The following is an 18,692-nucleotide window of genomic DNA, read 5'->3' on the forward strand; positions in this document are numbered from 1 at the left end:
CCTTCCACGCCATGTGGCGCTCGCTGCGGCCCATCGGCCGCAGCGACGCCTCCGGCGGCTACCGCCGCTACGCCTGGACCGGCGCCGACGCCGACTGCCGCCTGTGGTTCCAGGCGCAGGCCGAGGCGCGCGGCCTCGACCACGAGATCGACCGCAACGGCAACCAGTGGGCCTGGCTCGGCGACCCGCTCGCCGGGGACGCCGTGGTCACCGGGTCCCACCTCGACTCCGTACCCGACGGCGGCGCCTTCGACGGCCCCCTCGGCGTGGTGTCCTCCTTCGCGGCCCTGGACGAACTCCGCCGCAGGGGAGCGGTGTTCACCAGGCCCCTGGCCATCACCAACTTCGGCGACGAGGAGGGGGCCCGCTTCGGGCTCGCCTGCGTCGGCTCCCGGCTCGCCGCCGGGCAGCTGACCACCGAGCACGCGCACCGGCTCCGCGACGGGGACGGCGTCTCGCTCCCGCAGGCCATGGAGGCCGCCGGGTACGACCCCGACGCCATCGGGCCCGACCCCGAACGCCTCGCCCGGATCGGTGCGTTCGTCGAGCTCCATGTGGAGCAGGGACGCGCCCTCGACCTGAGCGGCGACCCGGTCGGGGTGGCCTCCGCCATCTGGCCGCACGGCCGCTGGCGGTTCGACTTCCGGGGTGAGGCCAACCACGCCGGCACCACCCGCCTCACCGACCGCCGCGACCCGATGCTCACGTACGCCGAGACCGTGCTCGCGGCCCGGCGCGAGGCCGAGCTGGCCGGGGGCCTCGCGACCTTCGGCAAGATCGCCGTCGAGCCGAACGGGGTCAACGCGATCCCCTCCCTGGTGCGGGGCTGGCTCGACTCACGGGCCGCCGACCAGGACACGCTCGACGCCGTCGTCAGCGGTGTCGAGCGGGCCGCGCGGGAGTACGCCGAGCGGGCCGGCATCGATCTCGACGTCGTACGCGAGTCGTTCACGCCCGTGGTGGACTTCCAGCACGCGCTGCGGGACGAGATCCGCCGGGTCCTGGAGAAGCGGGGCGCCGACGGCGCGGCGACGGTGCCCCTGCTCGGCACGGGGGCCGGACACGACGCGGGTATTTTGTCCGCTTCCGTGCCGACCGCCATGCTGTTCGTACGGAACCCCACCGGGATCTCGCACTCACCCGCCGAGCACGCCACGGAGGACGACTGCGTGGCCGGGGTGAGGGCACTCGCCGACGTACTGGAAGGTCTCGCGTGCAGCTGACAACGCAACCGACGGGCACACCGGTCACCGCGACGTACTGGATGTCGCACGCCTGGCTCGGCACCCATGTGGAGCCAGGGGTCCTCCTGGACGTGGCCGACGGGCGCATCGCCGGTGTCCGGACCGGCATCGACGCACCGCCGCCCGGCGCCACCGTGCTGGAGGGCCTGACCGTCCCCGGGCTCGCGAACACCCACTCGCACGCCTTCCACCGCGCGCTGCGCTCCACCGTCCAGGTGGGCACCGGCACCTTCTGGACCTGGCGCGAGCTGATGTACCGCACGGCCGCCCGCCTCACCCCCGACACCTACTACGACCTGGCCCGTGCCGCGTACGCCGAGATGGCGCTGGCCGGGATCACCGCGGTCGGCGAATTCCACTATCTGCACCACGCGCCCGGCGGCACGCCCTACGACGATCCGAACGCCATGGGCGAGGCGCTCATCGCGGCGGCCGCCGAGGCCGGCATCCGCATCACCCTCCTCGACACCGCCTATCTCGCCGCCGGGTTCGGCGAGAAGCCGAGCCGGCACCAGCTGCGCTTCTCCGACACCACCGCCGACGCCTGGGCCGAACGGGCCTCCCTCCTCAAGGGCGACGGCGACCAGGTGGTCATCGGCGCCGCGATCCACTCCGTACGCGCCGTGCCGGCGGGGCAGCTGGCCACCGTCGCCGGCTGGGCCCAGGAGCGGGGCGTCCCGCTGCACGTCCATCTCTCCGAGCAGACCGCGGAGAACGACGCCTGCCTCGCCGCCACCCGCCGCACCCCCACCCGGCTCCTGGCCGACCACGGGGTCCTCGGCCCGCACACCACCGCCGTCCACAGCACGCACCTCACGGCCGAGGACATCGAGCTGCTGGGCTCCTCCCGGACCGGCACCTGCATGTGCCCCACGACCGAACGCGACCTGGCCGACGGCATCGGCCCCGCCGCCGCGCTCCAGAGCGCGGGCTCCCCCCTCTCGCTGGGCAGCGACAGCCACGCCGTGATCGACCTCTTCGAGGAGGCCCGGGCGATGGAGCTGAACGAACGGCTGCGCACCCATGTACGCGGCCACTGGACGGCGGCGGCCCTGCTCAGGGCGGCCTCCGCCGACGGCCACGCCGCGCTCGGCCGCCCGGACGCCGGTGTGCTCGAACCGGGCGCGCGGGCCGACCTCGCCACCGTCGCGCTGGACTCCGTCAGAACGGCGGGGCCGGTGCCGCGGATGGCAGCCGAAGCGGCCGTATTCGCCGCCACGGCCGCCGATGTGCGGCACACCGTGGTGGCGGGCCGGCACATCGTCCGGGACGGCCGGCACACACGGATCGAGGACGTGCCCGGAGCGCTCGCCTCGGCCGTCGCCGCGCTGTACGGCTGAGAGCCCGGCCCCGCCCCGCACCGCGAACCCGAGCCCACCCCGGGCCCGCGCCCGGGCCGGAGGACCGGCCCGAGCCCGTGCCGGAAGACCGCCCCGGGCCCGAGCCCGTCCCGGAAGACCGCCCCGGGCCCGTGCCCGCGTCAGAAGAAAGCTGTGTCCGGATGACGACGACCACGACGACCGCCATCACCCACATCGCGAACCTGGTCACCAACGACCCCTCCCTCGGCGACGGGACCCCCCTGGGCCTGATCCAGGACGCGGCCGTCGTCATCGACGGCGACCGCATCGCGTGGACCGGTGAATCCAGCAAAGCACCCGCCACCGACAACGCCGTCGACGCGGGCGGCCGGGCGGTGATCCCCGGCTTCGTCGACTCCCACTCCCACCTGGTGTTCGCCGGGGACCGCACCGCCGAGTTCAACGCCCGTATGTCCGGCCGCCCCTACTCCGCGGGCGGCATCCGCACCACCGTGGCCGCCACCCGCGCCGCCTCCGACGAGGAGCTCTCCGCCAACGTCGCCCGCTACCTCGCGGAGGCGCTCCGGCAGGGCACCACCACCTTCGAGACCAAGTCCGGCTACGGCCTCACCGTCGAGGACGAGGCACGCGCCCTGCGCATCGCCGCCACCCACACCGACGAGGTCACCTTCCTCGGCGCCCACATCGTCTCCCCGGACTACGCCGACGACCCCGCGGGCTACGTGGACCTCGTCACCGGGCCGATGCTGGACGCCTGCGCCCCGTACGCCCGTTGGATCGACGTCTTCTGCGAGCGCGGCGCCTTCGACGAGGACCAGGCGCGCACGATCCTCACCGCCGGAGCGGCCAGGGGCCTGCACCCCCGTGTCCACGCCAACCAGCTGGGCCACGGCCCCGGGGTCCGGCTCGCCGTCGAGCTGGACGCGGCCTCCGCCGACCACTGCACCCACCTCGACGACGCCGACCTCGACGCGCTCGGCCAGGGAAGGACCGTCGCCACCCTGCTCCCGGGCGCCGAGTTCTCCACACGCGCGCAGTGGCCCGACGCCCGCCGCATCCTCGGCGCGGGCGCCACCGTCGCCCTGTCCACGGACTGCAACCCGGGCTCCTCGTTCACCTCCTCCATGCCGTTCTGCATCGCCCTCGCCGTACGGGACATGGGCATGACTCCCGACGAGGCGCTCTGGTCGGCGACCGCCGGCGGGGCCGCGGCGCTGCGCCGCACCGACGTCGGCCGCCTCACCCCCGGCGCCCGGGCCGACCTCGTGATGCTGGACGCGCCGAGCCATGTCCACCTCGCCTACCGGCCGGGGGTCCCGCTGGTCCGCGCGGTGTGGCGGGCCGGGGAGCGGGCTCTCTGACGGTCCGGCGGCGGCGGATCCGGTTTTGACCGGTCGGTCACGGGATGTCGCGGTCGTCTACCGCCGGGTGACGGGGCCCGGTACCGTTCTGGGCAGCGTGGCTCAGGGGGTAGGACCGGGGGGTCTTGGTGAGCGGCAGGCGCATACGTGTGGTCAGGCCCGGGGATCTGGGCGCGGGGGACATCGAGAGCTGGCGGGAGCTGCGGGCCAGGTCCGGGGCCCCGGCCCATCCGTTCATGGAACCGGAGTTCACCCTCGCCGTCGGCCGCGTCCGGCCGCGCGCACGGGTGGCGGTCATCGGCGAGGAGTCCGGGGCGACGGCCGGCTTCCTGCCCTTCGAGCGGGGCCCGCTCGGCCACGGCCGGGCCATCGGCCTGGGGGTCTCCGACGTCCAGGGCGCCGTGCTGCGCCCCGGGCTCGAGCTGGACGCGAAGGAGCTGCTGCGGGCCTGCGGGCTCTCGGCCTGGGAGTTCGACAACCTGGAGGAGGGCCAGGGTCTCTTCGCGCCGGACGCGGCGCGCGCGTACGCCTCGTACGTCATCGATGTCGGCGACGGGTACGCGGCGTACGAGAAGACCCTGCGCGCGCAGGCGCCGAAGTTCCTCAGGACCACGCTGGCCAAGGAGCGCAAGCTCGGCCGTGACGCCGGGGAGGTGCGGTTCGTCCTCGACGAGCGGGACCCGGAGGTGCTGGGGACCCTGATGGGGTGGAAGTCCGCCCAGTACCGCAGGACCGGCCGCCGCGACCGCTTCGCGAAGGAGTGGATCCGCGGCCTGACGGAGTTCCTCTTCCACACCGGGGCGCCCGGCTGCTCGGGCCTGCTCTCCGTCCTGTACGCCGGTGACCGGCCGGTGGCCGCCCACTTCGGGCTGCGCTCGCGGACGGTGCTCTCGTGCTGGTTCCCGGCGTACGACCCGGCGTTCGCGAAGTACTCGCCGGGCCTGATCCTGCATCTGCGGATGGCACGGGCGGCCGCGGACGACGGCATCGGGATGCTCGACATGGGGCGCGGGGCGGCCGAGTACAAGGACGCCCTGAGGACCGGTGAACTCACGGTGTACGAGGGAGCCTCCGTCAGGCCGGGCGCGGGCGCGGCGCTCCAGTGGATCGGCCGCGAACCCTCCCGCCGCGCACACGGTTTCGTACGGAACCGGCCCCGGCTGGCGGGCCTGGCGCAGCGCGGCCTCGAACGGGCCGGCCGGCTGCGCGAACCGAAACGTCCATAGCGTCACGACCGGGGGGACCGGATGCGGCACCGGAACGGACAGACAGGGAAGACACCGCCGTCACCCGACATCGGCCGGCTCAGTGGCCTGGCCGTCGCCGAGCTGGAGCTCGACGCGGCCGACGGCACCGGCGTACGACTGGGGCAAGTGCCCGGCGGGCCGCCCCTGGACACCGCCCCGCGCGACGGCGGTGACCAGCGGTTCCTCGCCCTCGTACGGCTGCGCGGGCGCCCCGTCGGCACGGTCGTCGGGCGCGTCAGGGCGGGCGACGACCCGGCCTCCGTGCTGGCCGAGCAGGCGGCGGACGAGATCGTCGTGCCGGACGCTTCGGACGCTTCGGCAGCCCCGCAGCGCCCGGCCGGGGACGTGCCGAGGGCCACCGTCGTCGTCGCGACCCGGGAGCGCCCCGAGCAGCTGGCCCGCGCCCTCGACTCGCTGCTCGCCCAGGACCACCCGGACTTCGAGATCGTGGTTGTCGACAACGCCCCGGCCACCGGCGCCACCCGCGAGCTGATCGCCTCCGCCTACGCCGGCCGGGGTGTGCGCTACGTCCTGGAGCCGGTGCCCGGCCTGGCCGCGGCCCACAACCGGGGTGTCGCCGTGGCCGGTTCCGAGATCCTGGCCTTCACCGACGACGACGTCATCGCCGACCCGCACTGGCTGACCGCGCTCACCCGGCCCTTCGGTGAGCACCCCAGGCCGGCCTGTGTCACGGGCCTGATCCTGCCGGCCAGGCTGACCACCCCCGCCCAGGTCCTGCTGGAGAGCCACGGCGGATTCGCCAAGGGGTTCACCGAGCGCCGCTACGACCCGGCGCACCCGCCGGCCGACGAGCCGCTCTTCCCTTTCACCGCCGGACGGTTCGGCTCCGGGGCCAACATGGCGTTCCGCGCCGGGCCGTTGCGCGCGATCGGCGGCTTCGACCCCGCGACCGGCACCGGCACCGCGGCCAAGGGGGGCGACGACCTCTACGCGTTCGTACGGCTCCTCGCCGAGGGGCACCCGCTGCACTACACGCCCGACGCGATCGTCTGGCACCACCACAGGGAGCGCTGGGAGGACCTGTGCGGGCAGGCGTACGGCTACGGCGCCGGGCTCACCGCCTCCCTCACCGCGCTCCTGGTCCGCAGGCCCGCCCTGCTGCCGCCGCTGCTGGCCCGGCTGCCGCGCGGCCTGGCCCACGCCCGCGCGATGACGGCCGCGCGTACGGCCGGTGCCGTGGGCCGCACCGGTGTCCCCGGCACGCACGGCGCGTCCACCCACCCGTGGCCCCGGCACCTGTCCCGCCTGGAGCGGCGCGGTCTGCTGTACGGCCCCCTCGGGTACGTACGGGCCCGGCTGGCCGTCCGGGGTGCGCCCCTTCCCTGGGAGGGGGCGTGAGCGCGCGCGGGGCGTCCCGGATACCCGTGCTGCTGTACCACGCGGTGATGGACGACCCGCCGGAGTGGATCGCGGAGTTCACCGTCAGACCCGGGGAGTTCGCCGCCCAGCTGGACGCGGTCGCCGCCAGCGGCCGTACGCCGGTCCCGGTGAGCGCCCTCGCCGCGCATCTCGTGGGACGGGGGGCGCTGCCGGACCGGCCGGTCGTCCTGACCTTCGACGACGGCTTCGCGGACCTGCCGGGGCCGACCGCCGAGGCGCTCGCCGGACGGTCGATGCCGGCCACCGCCTATCTCACGACCGGCGCGCTGGCACGCTCGGGGAAAGGGGGCAGCCTGCTGCCGCCCGCCCCCATGATGTGCCTGGAGCAGGCGCCCCTGCTGGAGCAGTACGGCATGGAGGTGGGCGGGCACACCGTCACGCACGCGCAGCTGGACACGCTGCCCGGAGCGGCCCTGCGCACCGAACTCGTCGACTCCAGGACAGCGTTGGAGGACGTCCTGGGCCATGAGGTGGTCCATCTCGCCTATCCGCACGGGTACAACAGCGCGCGGGTGCGCCGGGCCGCCCGGGACGCCGGTTACGAGTCCGCGGTGGCCGTCCGGCACGCGCTCAGCTCGGACCGGGACGAGCCGTACCGGATCGCCCGGCTGATCCTGCGGCGGAGCCACACGGTGCGGGACGTCGAGCGCTGGATGGCGGGCGAGGGCGCACGGACGGCCCCGTTCCGCGACGCACCGCCCACGGTCGGCTGGCGCTGGTACCGGCGGGCACGGGCCGCCGCACGGGGGCCCGTCTTCGCGGGGTGAAGCGGGCGGACCGCTCGGGACGGAGAAAGGGCGGAGAGCGCCACAAAGGCGAAGCAGATTCCTATACTTCGCTTAAGGGGACAGGACAGCGGCGTGACGGCCGCGACCACATCCGTGGGGGGAGTCGCACCGTGCCACAGCATGTGCCCGCGCAGGTCGAGGGGGACACCGCGGGGAGCGCCGAGCCGGTGCCGCCTCCCGGCGCCGTCCCCGGAGAGACGCCCCGCCGCGTCCCCGGCGCGCGGGGACCCCGGGCACTGCTCACCGGGCTGCCGTTACTCCTGGCAGCCGCCCTCTGGGGCCTCTCGCTGCCGCACATCGGGTTCCGCTCGATGGGCGAGTACGGCCTCCTGGACCGGCTGCCCGTCACCTACTACCTCTCCCTGCTCGTCCTGACCGCGGGCTTCCTGGCCGCCCTCCGCCGCGCGGGCACGGCCCCCTGGTGGCCCGCCCTGTACTGCGCCGGGCTCCTGATGGCGCTCAAGGGCGTGCCCGCCGTCCTGTACGACTCGGAGCGCTACCCCTGGGCCTCCAAGCACGACGCCGTCGTCAACCACCTGCTGGCCAACGGCGAACTGCGCCCGGACGAGCACCTGTCCGGCAACATGTCCGCCTACGACCAGTGGCCCGGCTTCTTCACGCTCAACGGCGGTCTCGTCCGCGCCTTCGGGGCCGACGGTGCCGCCACGTACCTCAACTGGGCGCCCATCGTCCTCGGCCTGCTGACGATGCCGGTCCTGATCCTGATCTACCGCACCTTCAGCGAGGACCGGCGGCTCGTGTGGACCGCCGTCTGGATCTTCCAGCTCGCCAACTGGGTGGGCCAGGACTACTTCGCCCCGCAGGGCCTCGCCTACCTCCTCCACCTCGCCGTACTCGCCGTCGTCGTACGGCACTTCGTACGCCCCGGCGCGGCGGGGCGGCTGCGCTCGCGCTCCTGGCCCGACCCGGCCGCCGCGGCCGTCCCGCCGCCCACCGGCACCCGGCAGCGCGCGGTCTGCGTCGTGGTCCTGGTGCCCCTGCTCGTGGCGATCAACGCGGTGCACCAGCTGACCCCGGTGATGCTCTGCGTCACCCTGCTCGCCTTCAGCCTCACCCGGCGCTACCGCAACCTCGGGCTCCTGGCCGTCGCCGGGGCGCTCATGCTGGCCTGGGACCTCACCATGGGCCGCCCCCTGTTCACCGAGACGCTGGGCACGCTGCGCGACTCGCTCGGACAGCTCACCCAGAACTCCCGCGCCGGATACGCCGGACAGCTCACCGGCGCCGGCCCCGAACTCGCCGGCCGCGCCAACGTCCTGATGGTGCTGGCCGTCGCCGTCCTCGCGGGCGCGGCCCTCCTGCTGCGACGCCGCCTGGTGCACAGCGCCCTGCCGTTGCTGCTGGCCTCCGTCGCGCCCGTACCCCTGTTCGTGGTCAACGACTACGGCGGCGAGATGCTCTTCCGGGTCTACCTGTTCGCGCTCCCGGGCGCCGCCTTCTTCGCCGCCGCGGCGCTCGTCCCCGCCGCCGGGGGTACCGGGGCGCACCGGGTCCGGCCCGCCGTACGCAGGATCTGCGCGGTCGCCCTCCCGGTGACGCTGGTCGCGCTGCTGGCCGGCTTCATGCCCTCGTACTACGGCAAGGAGCGGATGAACTACACCCCGCCCGCCGAGACCGCGCTCGTCACCCGCACCCTCGACCGGGCCCCCGAGGGGTCGCTGATCCTGGCCACCACGGGCTCCTTCCCGCAGGCGCTGCACCGCTACGACCGGCTGGAGCACTGGTTCTTCGCCGAGCAGGAGCTCCCGGAGAACGTCGGGATGCTCAAGGACCCGGCGGGCTATCTCTCCACGCGGCTGCCGCCCGCCACCACGGCCTACGTCATCCTCACGCGCACCCAGGACATCTACACCGCCGGCGAGGGACTGCTTCCCCCCGGCGGCTTCGCCGCACTGACCCGGGACCTCACCGCCTCGCCGCTCTTCCACGTGGTCGAACGGACCGGATACGGCGTCGTCCTGCGCTACGACAGCCCCTGAGCCACACGCCCCAGAGCAGGAAGGCAGCCACGTGTCCGAGAACCGGCAACCGGCACTCCCCGCCCGCCGGACCCTGATCAGAGCCGCCCTGGCGCTCTCCGGGTGGGTGGCGCTCGCCGCGACCGCGCTGCCGGGGGGTGCGCCCCTGCGCTGGATCCCCGGGCTCCTCTTCGTCTGCTTCGGCCCCGGCCTCGCCCTGCTGTATCCGCAGCCGGGGCCGCTGAGGCCGGGTGCCCGGCTGGAAGCGGCGGCGCTCGCCGCACCCGTCGGGCTGTCCCTGGCCGTCCTCACGGCCACCGCGCTGTTCCTGGTGCGGAGCTTCTCGGGTACGGCGTTCCTGGTGACCCTCGCCGCGCTCACCACCCTCGCCTCGGCGCTCCCCGGACTCCCGCTGCCCGCGGCCACCCGGGGCGCCGTCGAGCGGGCCGGGGCGACACCGGTGAGGCGCCGGTGACCCGCCGCCGTCCCCCTCCGTACGCGGTGCTCGCCCTGCTCTCCGCCGCCGCGCTGCTGACCGGGCTCCTCGCCTGGTTCGGCCCGCCCACCCCGGGGGACGACGAGGGCGTGCCGTCGGCCGGCGCCCTCCCCGCCGACGCCGCCACCGGCCCGGTGCCCGGCGGGAGTTGCGCCCCCACCGCCACGCTCGTACCGCCGTGCGGCGCCTGGTGGGGTGCGTACATCCCGTACGCGGAGAACGGTTCGCTCAAGGACGCCGTGTACGCCTTCGAGAAGAAGATCGGCCGGAAGCTCGACCTCCTGTACACGTACCACGACATGTCGGGCACCGAGCTCGACGGTCAGCTCCTGACCCCCGACGAGCAGGTGCTCGGCCGGGACCGGCTGCTGATGCTGGCCTGGGAGTCGACGGTCTGGCGCGAACCCCACCACGCGGGCTGGACCGAGGACCAGCTCGGCTGGGCGAAGATCGCCTCGGGGGCGTACGACCGCGAGATCATCGACCCGCAGGCGCGGCGCGTCAAGGCGTACGGGAAGCGGGTGTTCTTCTCCTTCGACCAGGAGGTCGACGCCCGGGTCGGTGACGCGGGCACCCCCGAGGAGTACGTCGCCGCCTACCGCCACCTCCACGACCGGTTCGAGGAGCTGGGCGTGGACAACGTGGTGTGGGTGTGGACGGTCTCCGGCTACCTCGCCAACGCGAAGCTCTTCGAACGGCTCTACCCGGGCGACGCGTACGTCGACTGGATCGGCATGGACCAGTACAACTACTTCACCTGCCACGACACCACGGACTGGAAGGACTTCGACCGCAGCCAGCGGCCGGCCTACGAGTGGCTGCGCACCCACATCAGCGCCGACAAGCCGCTGATGTTCGCCGAGTTCGCCACGGTCCCCGATCCGGCGGACGAGGACCGCCAGCGCGAGTGGTACGAGGAGATCCCCGAGGCCGCCCGGACGATGCCCGGGGCCAAGGCGCTGGTGCACTGGAACCGGGCGGTCCCGGGCGAGGGCTGTGATCTCACGGTCGACGACGGTCCGGGCCTGGAGGGGTACCGCACGGCGGGCCGGGACAGCTGGTTCAGGCAGCCGGTGCCCGGCCGCTGACCCGCCCCCTCCTCCCGGGCGCCCGGGAGGTGAGGGCCGAGCGGAGCCCCGGCGCGGACACGGCCGCCACGGCGGTCATCGCCGCCAGCATCGCCCAGCCCGCCCCGGCGATCCCGGCCGGGCCGAGCAGCACGGCCGCGCCGCCCAGGACGAGGACGCACATCGCGCCCTGGAGGACGGCCAGCGCGCCGGTGCGGCCCTGCACCCGCAGCACGCCGATGTACAGCTCGACGACGACCCGGGGCAGGGCGGCCGCCGCCAGCAGCCGCAGGACCAGGGCGCCGTGGACGGCGTAGCCCGGGCCGAAGGGGCTGAGGATCTGCGGGGCGAAGATCACCAGGACGGCCACGACGGGGACGAGCAGGACCGCCATGCGGCGCAGCGCCCCGCGCACCCCGTCGGCCAGCCGGCCGGGGCTGTGCGAGGCGTGCGCGGTGAGGGAGGAGGCCATGTTGACGGCCATGAACTCCATGGTGCCGCCGACGGTGTAGGCGATGTAGAAGAAGCCGTTGTGCGCGGCGTCGAAGCGCACCGCCACCATCACCGGCAGCAGATTGATCATGGCCAGGCTGAAGAGCGCGCCGACGGAGTCCCCGGCCAGGAACCTGCCGATCTCGCGCATCCGGGGCGGCTCCCGGTCCCGGTCGTCCCCGGCCTGGCGCGGGATCAGCCGGCGGAAGACCAGCCAGCCGAGCGGCAGCACGGACAGCGCGATGGCGGCGGCCCAGGAGACGAAGACGCCGAGGACGGGAAGGGCGCCCGCGAACACGGCGAGGAGCAGCAGCTTGCCGAGGGAGAACACCGCGTTGCCGACGGGGACCCAGACGGCCTTGCGCAGCCCGGTCAGCACCCCGTCCTGGAGGGTGAGGACCGCCCAGGCGACGCAGGAGCCGGTGAAGACGAGCCCGGCGGAGAGCGTGCCGAGCGGGGCGTACGAGTCGCCCCAGAGGTCCAGCGTGAGCAGGAAGACCGTGCAGGCGAGGGTCACGACGACGGAGCTGGCGAGATACGTACGGGCGACCAGGGAGCCGGTGGCACGCCCCGCGCGGGGCACGTAGCGGACGACGGCGCCGATCATCGTGGTCGCGGTGACCGAGGCGAGGAGCCGCATCGCGGCGATGGCGGCGGAGCCCTGGCCGACGGCCTCCTCCGTGTAGTAGCGGGCGGCGACCAGCCAGAAGCCGAGGCCGAGCGCGGCGGAGACACCGGTGGAGAGCATCAGGGCGTAGGCGTTGCGGAACATCGAGTCGCCGCCCGCACCGCCCCCGGGGGCCGGGGGAACCGCTTCCCCCGGCCGGCCGGCTCTCGCCGTGTCAGCCACCGGGCCGCTCCTCGGCGGGCCCGGCACCCGCCGAGGCCAGGACCTCGATGACCCGGCCGGCACGCAGCGGGTCGACGGGCAGGGTGTGCCGGGCGAACCAGGCCGCTCCGGCGGGGGAGGGGGACGGGTCGGTGAACGGTGTGCCCGCGTAGGTGTCGAGCGGCGGGTCGTAGAGATAGCCGACGGTGATGCGGTGGCGGGCGAGCGCGGCGACGGCCGCGTCCCGGTCGGCCACCAGCAACGGCACCCGGAACAGCGGCTGTACGGGGGCCCCGGCGGTGGCCGGCGGTGCCCAGCGGGTCCGGAGGAGGCGCTCGGTGCCCGCCCGGTGCGCGTCGAGCCGCTCGTCGAGGCCGGCCAGCAGGCGCCGGACGCGGCGCATCCGCAAGCGGCCCGGGGCGATGCGGTAGTCGTGCAGGTCGACGCGGACCCAGGGGTGGAAGTCCGCCAGCGAGGGCGCGGCGGTCAGCGCCTCCCGCAGCTCCGCGGGCCGCAACGGCATCCGGATCCCGTCCCGTTCCTGGAGCCCGAGGAGCCGCAGGGCCCGCCGGGCGGCGGGCGCGAGCCGGAGCCCGCGCACGGCCGCCTCCGCGTACGGGCGTACGGCGTAGGTGAGTTCGGCGGTGAGCCGGGCCGGGTCGAGCAGGGCGTCGCGGGCCTGCTCCAGCGGGGCGCGCAGGGCGGGGTCGGCGACGGCGAGGAAGCCTCCGGCCTTCGCGCCGACGTGTTTGGAGAGGCTGAAGACGGCCGCCTCCCCGTACGAGCCGACGGGCTTCCCGTCCGTGGAGCTGCCGATGGCGTGCGCCGCGTCCTCGATCAGCGGGACGCCGAGGCGGTCGCAGCGCTCGCGCAGCCGCCGGGCCCGGTCCGGGTTCCCGTACAGATTGGTGGTGAGGACGGCCGACAGGCCCGCCCACACGGAGTCGGGCACGGCGTCCACGTCGATCGAGCCGTCCGCCGGGGACAGCGGGGCCTGGACGGGCCGCAGGCCGGCGGCGAGGACGACGAAGAGGATGACGTCGTCGTTGACCGGGGACATCAGGATCCTGCCACCGGGTGCGCACCAGTGACGGAGCGCCAGATAGAGGCCGAAGCGGCAGGACGGGACGTACAGGCATTCCCGGCCGAGCCGGGCCCCCATCGTCGCTTCCGCAGCTCGTGTCGCTTCCCGAACGGCACGGTCCTCAGGACCGCTTGCCCCATGAGCCATGTGTTCCCCCCAGAACCCTGCCCAATGTGGCCCAGTCCGGGCACTTCGTCAACAATGCGGAAGGACCCGCCCGTCGTGCCGGGCAGGTCCTTCCGCAATGCCGTACCGGTGGTGCGAATGACGCGGGGTCACTCCTCCACGGTCAGGCCCTTCCTGAGCTTGACGAGCGTCCGCGACAGCAGCCGGGACACGTGCATCTGCGAGATGCCGAGCTCCTCGCCGATCTCCGACTGCGTCATGTTGGAGACGAACCGCATGGAGAGGATCGTCCGGTCGCGCAGGGGGAGCGAGGCGATGAGCGGCTTGAGGGACTCGACGTACTCGATGCCTTCGAGGCCGTTGTCCTCGTAGCCGATGCGGTCCGCGAGTGCGCCGTCGTTGCCGTCGCCGTGGTCCTCGGGCTTGGCGTCCAACGAGCTCGCGGTGTACGCGTTGCTCGCGGTCATGCCCTCGACGACCTCGTCCCTGCTGATGCCGAGGCGGTCGGCGAGTTCGAGGACGGTGGGTGCGCGGTCCAGCTTCTGGGCCAGCTCGTCGCCCGCCTTGGCGAGGTCGAGCCGCAACTCCTGGAGCCGGCGCGGGACGCGCACGGACCAGCTGGTGTCCCGGAAGAAGCGCTTGATCTCACCGACGATGGTCGGCATCGCGAACGTCGGGAACTCGACGCCCCTGCTGAGCTCGAAGCGGTCGATCGCCTTGATCAGGCCGATGGTGCCGACCTGGACGATGTCCTCCATGGGCTCGCTGCGGGAGCGGAACCGGGCGGCTGCGAACTTGACCAGGGCCAGATTCAGTTCGACGAGGGTGTTGCGTACGTACGCGTACTCGTGGGTGCCCTCCTCGAGGGCTTCGAGCCGCGCGAAGAGCGTCTTCGACAGGGCCCTGGCGTCCAGCGCGCCGACTTCGGCGTAGGGCGGGATCTCGGGAAGTCCCTCGAGACCCTCGAATCCCTCGTCCGGGATGTGGTCGTCGGCGATGAGGCCGGGGGTGGTGCCGATGCTGGTACGCGGGCCGGGTACGGCGCTCGCAGCAGCGGAGTCGGAATCGGTCGGTCCCTGAGGACATGCCGACGTCGCGATGTGGGTACGCGATACGTCGAGCCGGGGTGACATGGTTCTCCTCCATCGTTCTCGGCATATGGCTGCCGATGCCCATACGTCTTCCTGCGGTGAAGCGGCGCCTCCGAAGCCGATCGAAATGATTCGTGCAGATGTCCCTTCTACCCTTACCGGTTTCCAGCCGTGAGTTACAAGCGCCAAATACGCCTATATGTCCGGTTTGTTGAGTTCTTCGACTACCGTGTGGCGAGGGAAACGCGTAATGTTTTACGCACGTCGGGGGCCAGCCACGATGAAGCCGCGTACACAGGGACGTGGGTAGTGACGGACGGCGAAGAGGGACAGTCAATGGACCGCGGGACGGTCGGCAGTGCGAACCGGGGTCGGCTGAATGTCGAGGTCCGGACCGAGGGGCTGAGCGAGGTCGTGACGCCGGTGGGTGAGCTCGATCACCACACGGCCGATCTGCTTCGGGAGCCCCTGGAGAGCGCGGTCGCGCAAGGGCGTACGCGCCTGGTCGTGGACTGTTCGCGGCTCGACTTCTGTGACTCCACCGGGCTCAACGTGCTGCTCGGTGCGCGTCTGAAGGCGGAGGCCGCCGGAGGAGGGGTCCACCTGGCCGGAATGCAGCCCGTGGTGGCCCGTGTCTTCGAGATCACGGGGGCGGAGGCGGTCTTCACCGTCCACGCCTCGCTCGCAGACGCTCTGAGCGGCTGACAGCGGCGTCCACCATGCGTATGCCCGGCTCCGGGAGCCCCCGCTGTCGCACGAGTCACGCCGATGGCGTAGGCGAAAAGGGTGTTGTCACCATTCGGCCGGGCAGGAGACATCCCGTCGGGGTCATGGAACCCGCACACTCTGTATCTGATCAGTTCTGTTCGTTGGCAACACGGTGAATCGGTGAGGTGAAGCGCTGATGAGCACCACCCGGCAGCATCCGCCGGGCGGCCTCGGCCGCGAGCCGGACGGCACGGGCACCGCCTCTGCCGTACCCGCTGACCGGCAGTGGCGCACGCTCTCGCTGAGACAGGCCAGCGGCATCGTGCCGATGGCCCGCGACTTCGCACGGCAGGCGCTCCACGACTGGGGCTGGCTGCCCGCGTCGAGCGCGGACCGGCGAGCGGCCGCCGAGGACGTCCTTCTGGTCGTGTCCGAGCTCGTCACGAACGCCTGCCTGCACGCGGACGGTCCTGAGGAGCTCCGCATCGCCTGCTCGTCCAAGATGCTCCGCGTCGAGGTCGTCGACGCCGGAGCGGGGCAGCCGGCGCCGCGCACCCCGCACCGCGCGGGGCGGCCCGGCGGGCACGGCATGTTCATCGTGCAGCGGCTCTGTCTGGACTGGGGCGTGACACGTACGCCGGAACAGCCGGGCAAGACCGTCTGGGCGGAGCTCGCCGCTCCCGCGTAGCACGCTTTTCCCGTACGGACGCGTGATCCGCGCACCCCGTACGAACGGCCGAGGGCCCGCACCGATCTCGATCGGTGCGGGCCCTCGGCCGTGTGCGGGCGGGGTCCGGGTCAGTGGACGTCGCCCATGAGCCCCTTGACCTTGCCGCGGTAGACGAAGATCGCGACACCCGCGACGACCGCGAGCGTGGCCTGGAGCGCGACCACGCCGCTGCCGTTGAGGCCGACACCCGCGATGGACAGCAGGCCCGTGACGCAGTCACCGGCGGTCACGGCCAGGAACCAGACACCCATCATCTGGCTGGCGTACTTCACCGGGGCCATCTTGGTGGTGACCGAGAGGCCCACCGGGGAGAGCGTCAGCTCCGCGACGGTCTGCACGAAGTAGATCGCGACCAGCCACATCGCGGCGGCCTTGTGGCCGTCGCCCGCGATGGCCAGGGGTGCCAGGAAGAGGAAGAACGACGCACCGATCAGCACCAGACCGGAGCTGAACTTCACGATCGTGCTGGGCTCCTTGCCCCGCCGGTTCAGCGCCAGCCAGAAGGCGGCGAAGACCGGGGCCATCGCCATGATCAGGACCGGGTTGACCGACTGGTACCAGGAGACCGGGAAGGCCCAGCCGAGGACCGAGTTCTCCGCCGAGGAGTCGGCGAAGATGGCCATGGTGGAGCCACCCTGGTCGTAGATCATCCAGAAGATGGCGGCGGCCACGAAGAACCAGATGTAGCCGGAGACCTTCTTCTGCTCGGTCTCGCTGAGCTCCTTGTCGCGCTTGATGCGCGCCAGGACCATCACGGGGATGACCAGACCGGCGATCGTGATCGGGACCAGCAGCCAGTTCAGCGTGTAGACGCCGGTGACGACCGCGCCGATGTAGAAGACGGCGGCGATGCCCAGCCAGATCATCGACTTGCGCAGCGTGGAGGCGCGCTCGTCGGCGGAGAGCGGCTTCGGCACGAGGTGGCTGCGCTCGTTCAGGTGGCGGGTGCCGAGCAGGAACTGGCCGACACCGAGGCCCATGCCGACCGCGGCCAGGGCGAAGCCCAGGTGCCAGTTGACGCTCTCGCCGACGGTGCCGATCACCAGCGGGGCGGCGAAGGAGCCCAGGTTGATGCCGATGTAGAAGATCGTGAAGCCACCGTCACGGCGCGGGTCGTCCGGGCCGTCGTAGAGGTGGCCGACCATCGTGGAGATGTTCGACTTCAGCAGCCCGGAGCCGATGGCGACCAGGCCGAGACCGGCGAAGAAGGTGCCCTCCGACGGCAGGGCCAGCGTCAGGTGGCCGAGCATGATCACGCCGCCCGCGATGGCGACGGTCTTGCGGGGACCCCAGACGCGGTCGCCGAACCATCCGCCCGGCATGGCGAGCAGGTACACCAGCGACAGGTAGACCGAGTAGATCGCCGTGGCCGTGGCGGGGTTCATGTGAAGCCCGTTGGGAGCGATCAGGTAGAGCGGGAGAAGGGCGCGCATGCCGTAGTAGCTGAAGCGCTCCCACATCTCCGTCATGAAGAGAGTGGCCAGGCCGCGGGGGTGGCCGAAGAAGGTCTTCTCCGAACCAGGAGTACTGGCAGAGTCCTTCGTCAGGCTGGACGCCATGGTCGATCCTTGCTGGTCGGGACGCGCCGCCTCGTGAGCGGTACGCGCCCGGTGGGGGGTAGCCGGCACCGGGCGGACACGCCCCACCCCTGACGCCTCGAGGGGATCCGATCCGGCCACCGCTCCGTGAGGAGCGCGGGGGCGGGGTCGTGGGACAGACCGCTCCGGGATCCACGCCCGGTACGCGTCCTCGCGCTCCGGGCCCGGCCCACAGGTCATTCACTGGTCGGGGCCGGCGGGAACCGGCCCGTACACAAAAGTGACCCTTGGCGCTAAAAGCTGCCCAAAGGTCCTTCGGCGGTGCAACAGGCGTCGAGCAACCATACGACACGACACACGGGGATATGAAAGGACTTGAGACATGGATCACAGGTGTCCGTGGAACCACGGTCCCATATTCGAAGGAGGATGACCGATTCGTGGCCCTGACCCGCAGGGCCTGCCCAGTGCCTCACCCCGCCGGGCCTGCGCGGACTACCATCACTGCATGACCCGTGTACTGCTCGCCGAGGACGACGCATCCATCTCGGAGCCACTGGCCCGCGCCCTGCGTCGTGAGGGTTACGAGGTCGAGGTCCGCGAGGACGGTCCGACCGCCCTCGACGCCGGCCTCCAGGGAGGCGTCGACCTGGTCGTCCTCGACCTGGGGCTGCCCGGCATGGACGGCCTGGAGGTCGCCAGGCGGCTGCGGGCCGACGGCCACGCCGTACCGATCCTGGTGCTGACCGCCCGGGCCGACGAGGTCGACACGGTGGTCGGCCTGGACGCCGGGGCCGACGACTACGTCACCAAGCCGTTCCGCCTCGCCGAGCTCCTCGCCCGGGTCCGCGCCCTGCTGCGCCGCGGCGCCACCGAGCCCGCCCCGCAGCCCGCCACGCACGGCGTCAGGATCGACGTCGAGTCCCACCGGGCCTGGATGGGCGACGAGGAACTCCAGCTCACCGCCAAGGAGTTCGACCTGCTGCGGGTCCTCGTGCGGGACGCCGGCCGGGTCGTCACCCGCGACCAGCTGATGCGCGAGGTCTGGGACACCACCTGGTGGTCCTCCACCAAGACCCTCGACATGCACATCTCCTGGCTCCGCAAGAAGCTCGGCGACGACGCGGCCAATCCGCGCTACATCGCCACCGTCCGGGGCGTCGGCTTCCGGTTCGAGAAGAGCTGACGT

The 18,692-nt window shown here is 72.9% G+C and carries 15 protein-coding genes and 1 pseudogene; 12 read left to right on the forward strand and 4 right to left on the reverse strand.

Going from position 1 to position 18,692, the window contains the following annotated elements; genetic code table 11:
- Nucleotides 1–11 precede the first annotated feature (11 nt).
- The 9 genes from JKV81_RS02680 to JKV81_RS02720 all read left to right on the forward strand — a co-directional run bounded on the left by JKV81_RS02680 (nt 12) and on the right by JKV81_RS02720 (nt 10,926).
- Nucleotides 12–1,223, forward strand: a complete 1,212-nt coding sequence (locus JKV81_RS02680; RefSeq protein WP_236055077.1) for an allantoate amidohydrolase — start codon at nt 12–14, stop codon at nt 1,221–1,223.
- Nucleotides 1,214–2,584 carry a formimidoylglutamate deiminase gene (locus tag JKV81_RS02685; RefSeq protein ID WP_202074834.1) on the forward strand — a complete coding sequence of 457 codons (1,371 nt, stop codon included), beginning with the start codon at nt 1,214–1,216 and terminating at the stop codon, nt 2,582–2,584. Before JKV81_RS02680 ends, JKV81_RS02685 begins: the two co-directional genes overlap by 10 nt.
- Nucleotides 2,585–2,745: 161 nt before the next feature.
- Nucleotides 2,746–3,927: an imidazolonepropionase gene (gene hutI, locus JKV81_RS02690; RefSeq protein WP_129263797.1), complete on the forward strand. Its 1,182-nt coding sequence runs from the start codon at nt 2,746–2,748 to the stop codon at nt 3,925–3,927.
- Nucleotides 3,928–4,070: 143 nt separating this feature from the next.
- Nucleotides 4,071–5,153 (forward strand): GNAT family N-acetyltransferase, encoded by a 1,083-nt coding sequence (locus JKV81_RS02695; RefSeq protein ID WP_307820480.1) that lies wholly within the window; start codon nt 4,071–4,073, stop codon nt 5,151–5,153.
- A gap of 87 nt (nt 5,154–5,240) precedes the next feature.
- Entirely contained in the window at nt 5,241–6,533 is a 1,293-nt protein-coding gene (locus JKV81_RS02700) for a glycosyltransferase family 2 protein (RefSeq protein WP_372444057.1), read from the forward strand.
- Between the two features lie 26 nt (nt 6,534–6,559).
- Nucleotides 6,560–7,342 carry a polysaccharide deacetylase family protein gene (locus JKV81_RS02705; RefSeq protein ID WP_307820481.1) on the forward strand — a complete coding sequence of 261 codons (783 nt, stop codon included), beginning with the start codon at nt 6,560–6,562 and terminating at the stop codon, nt 7,340–7,342.
- 131 nt (nt 7,343–7,473) lie between these two features.
- Entirely contained in the window at nt 7,474–9,363 is a 1,890-nt protein-coding gene (locus JKV81_RS02710; RefSeq protein ID WP_307820479.1) for a hypothetical protein, read from the forward strand.
- A gap of 31 nt (nt 9,364–9,394) precedes the next feature.
- Nucleotides 9,395–9,817: a DUF1616 domain-containing protein gene (locus JKV81_RS02715; protein WP_241748462.1), complete on the forward strand. Its 423-nt coding sequence runs from the start codon at nt 9,395–9,397 to the stop codon at nt 9,815–9,817.
- Nucleotides 9,814–10,926 carry a glycoside hydrolase family 26 protein gene (locus JKV81_RS02720; RefSeq protein ID WP_241748461.1) on the forward strand — a complete coding sequence of 371 codons (1,113 nt, stop codon included), beginning with the start codon at nt 9,814–9,816 and terminating at the stop codon, nt 10,924–10,926. The genes JKV81_RS02715 and JKV81_RS02720 overlap by 4 nt, the downstream gene beginning before the upstream one ends.
- Before the next feature lie 7 nt (nt 10,927–10,933).
- On the opposite strand, the pseudogene JKV81_RS02725 reads toward JKV81_RS02720, so the two are convergent.
- From JKV81_RS02725 to JKV81_RS02735, 3 genes and pseudogenes are all read right to left on the reverse strand, one after another.
- Nucleotides 10,934–12,247: pseudogene (locus JKV81_RS02725) on the reverse strand (lipopolysaccharide biosynthesis protein); the annotation flags it as partial.
- The gene (locus JKV81_RS02730) at nt 12,240–13,388 is read right to left on the reverse strand and encodes a DegT/DnrJ/EryC1/StrS family aminotransferase (protein ID WP_129263791.1); all 1,149 of its coding nucleotides are present in this window, start codon (nt 13,386–13,388) and stop codon (nt 12,240–12,242) included. The pseudogene JKV81_RS02725 and the gene JKV81_RS02730, both read right to left, overlap by 8 nt.
- A 197-nt stretch (nt 13,389–13,585) precedes the next feature.
- A complete protein-coding gene (locus JKV81_RS02735) occupies nt 13,586–14,569 on the reverse strand; it encodes an RNA polymerase sigma factor SigF (RefSeq protein ID WP_202074837.1) in 984 nt (327 codons plus the stop codon).
- Nucleotides 14,570–14,863: 294 nt separating this feature from the next.
- Between JKV81_RS02735 and JKV81_RS02740 the strand changes: the two genes are divergently transcribed.
- Entirely contained in the window at nt 14,864–15,232 is a 369-nt protein-coding gene (locus JKV81_RS02740; protein ID WP_099177246.1) for an STAS domain-containing protein, read from the forward strand.
- Nucleotides 15,233–15,431: 199 nt separating this feature from the next.
- Nucleotides 15,432–15,923: an ATP-binding protein gene (locus tag JKV81_RS02745; RefSeq protein ID WP_124277291.1), complete on the forward strand. Its 492-nt coding sequence runs from the start codon at nt 15,432–15,434 to the stop codon at nt 15,921–15,923.
- Between the two features lie 110 nt (nt 15,924–16,033).
- On the opposite strand, the gene JKV81_RS02750 is transcribed toward JKV81_RS02745, so the two are convergent.
- Nucleotides 16,034–17,524 (reverse strand): oligopeptide:H+ symporter, encoded by a 1,491-nt coding sequence (locus JKV81_RS02750; protein WP_129263789.1) that lies wholly within the window; start codon nt 17,522–17,524, stop codon nt 16,034–16,036.
- A 487-nt stretch (nt 17,525–18,011) separates the two neighbouring features.
- On the opposite strand from JKV81_RS02750, the gene JKV81_RS02755 reads away from it, so the two are divergent.
- Nucleotides 18,012–18,689, forward strand: a complete 678-nt coding sequence (locus JKV81_RS02755; RefSeq protein ID WP_031098784.1) for a response regulator transcription factor — start codon at nt 18,012–18,014, stop codon at nt 18,687–18,689.
- Nucleotides 18,690–18,692 lie beyond the last annotated feature (3 nt).

It is taken from the genome of Streptomyces silvae, assembly GCF_016745505.1.
GTDB lineage: Bacteria > Actinomycetota > Actinomycetes > Streptomycetales > Streptomycetaceae > Streptomyces > Streptomyces silvae.

Bases quoted from the DNA above. Each gene is read 5' to 3' on its own strand.
- JKV81_RS02680 (WP_236055077.1), top strand. From the start codon at position 12: ATGTGGCGCTCGCTGCGGCCCATCGGCCGCAGCGACGCCTCCGGCGGC.
- JKV81_RS02735 (WP_202074837.1), bottom strand. From the start codon at position 14,569: ATGTCACCCCGGCTCGACGTATCGCGTACCCACATCGCGACGTCGGCA.
- hutI (WP_129263797.1), top strand. From the start codon at position 2,746: ATGACGACGACCACGACGACCGCCATCACCCACATCGCGAACCTGGTC.
- JKV81_RS02740 (WP_099177246.1), top strand. From the start codon at position 14,864: ATGGACCGCGGGACGGTCGGCAGTGCGAACCGGGGTCGGCTGAATGTC.
- JKV81_RS02755 (WP_031098784.1), top strand. From the start codon at position 18,012: ATGACCCGTGTACTGCTCGCCGAGGACGACGCATCCATCTCGGAGCCA.
- JKV81_RS02730 (WP_129263791.1), bottom strand. From the start codon at position 13,388: ATGGGGGCCCGGCTCGGCCGGGAATGCCTGTACGTCCCGTCCTGCCGC.
- JKV81_RS02745 (WP_124277291.1), top strand. From the start codon at position 15,432: ATGAGCACCACCCGGCAGCATCCGCCGGGCGGCCTCGGCCGCGAGCCG.
- JKV81_RS02750 (WP_129263789.1), bottom strand. From the start codon at position 17,524: ATGGCGTCCAGCCTGACGAAGGACTCTGCCAGTACTCCTGGTTCGGAG.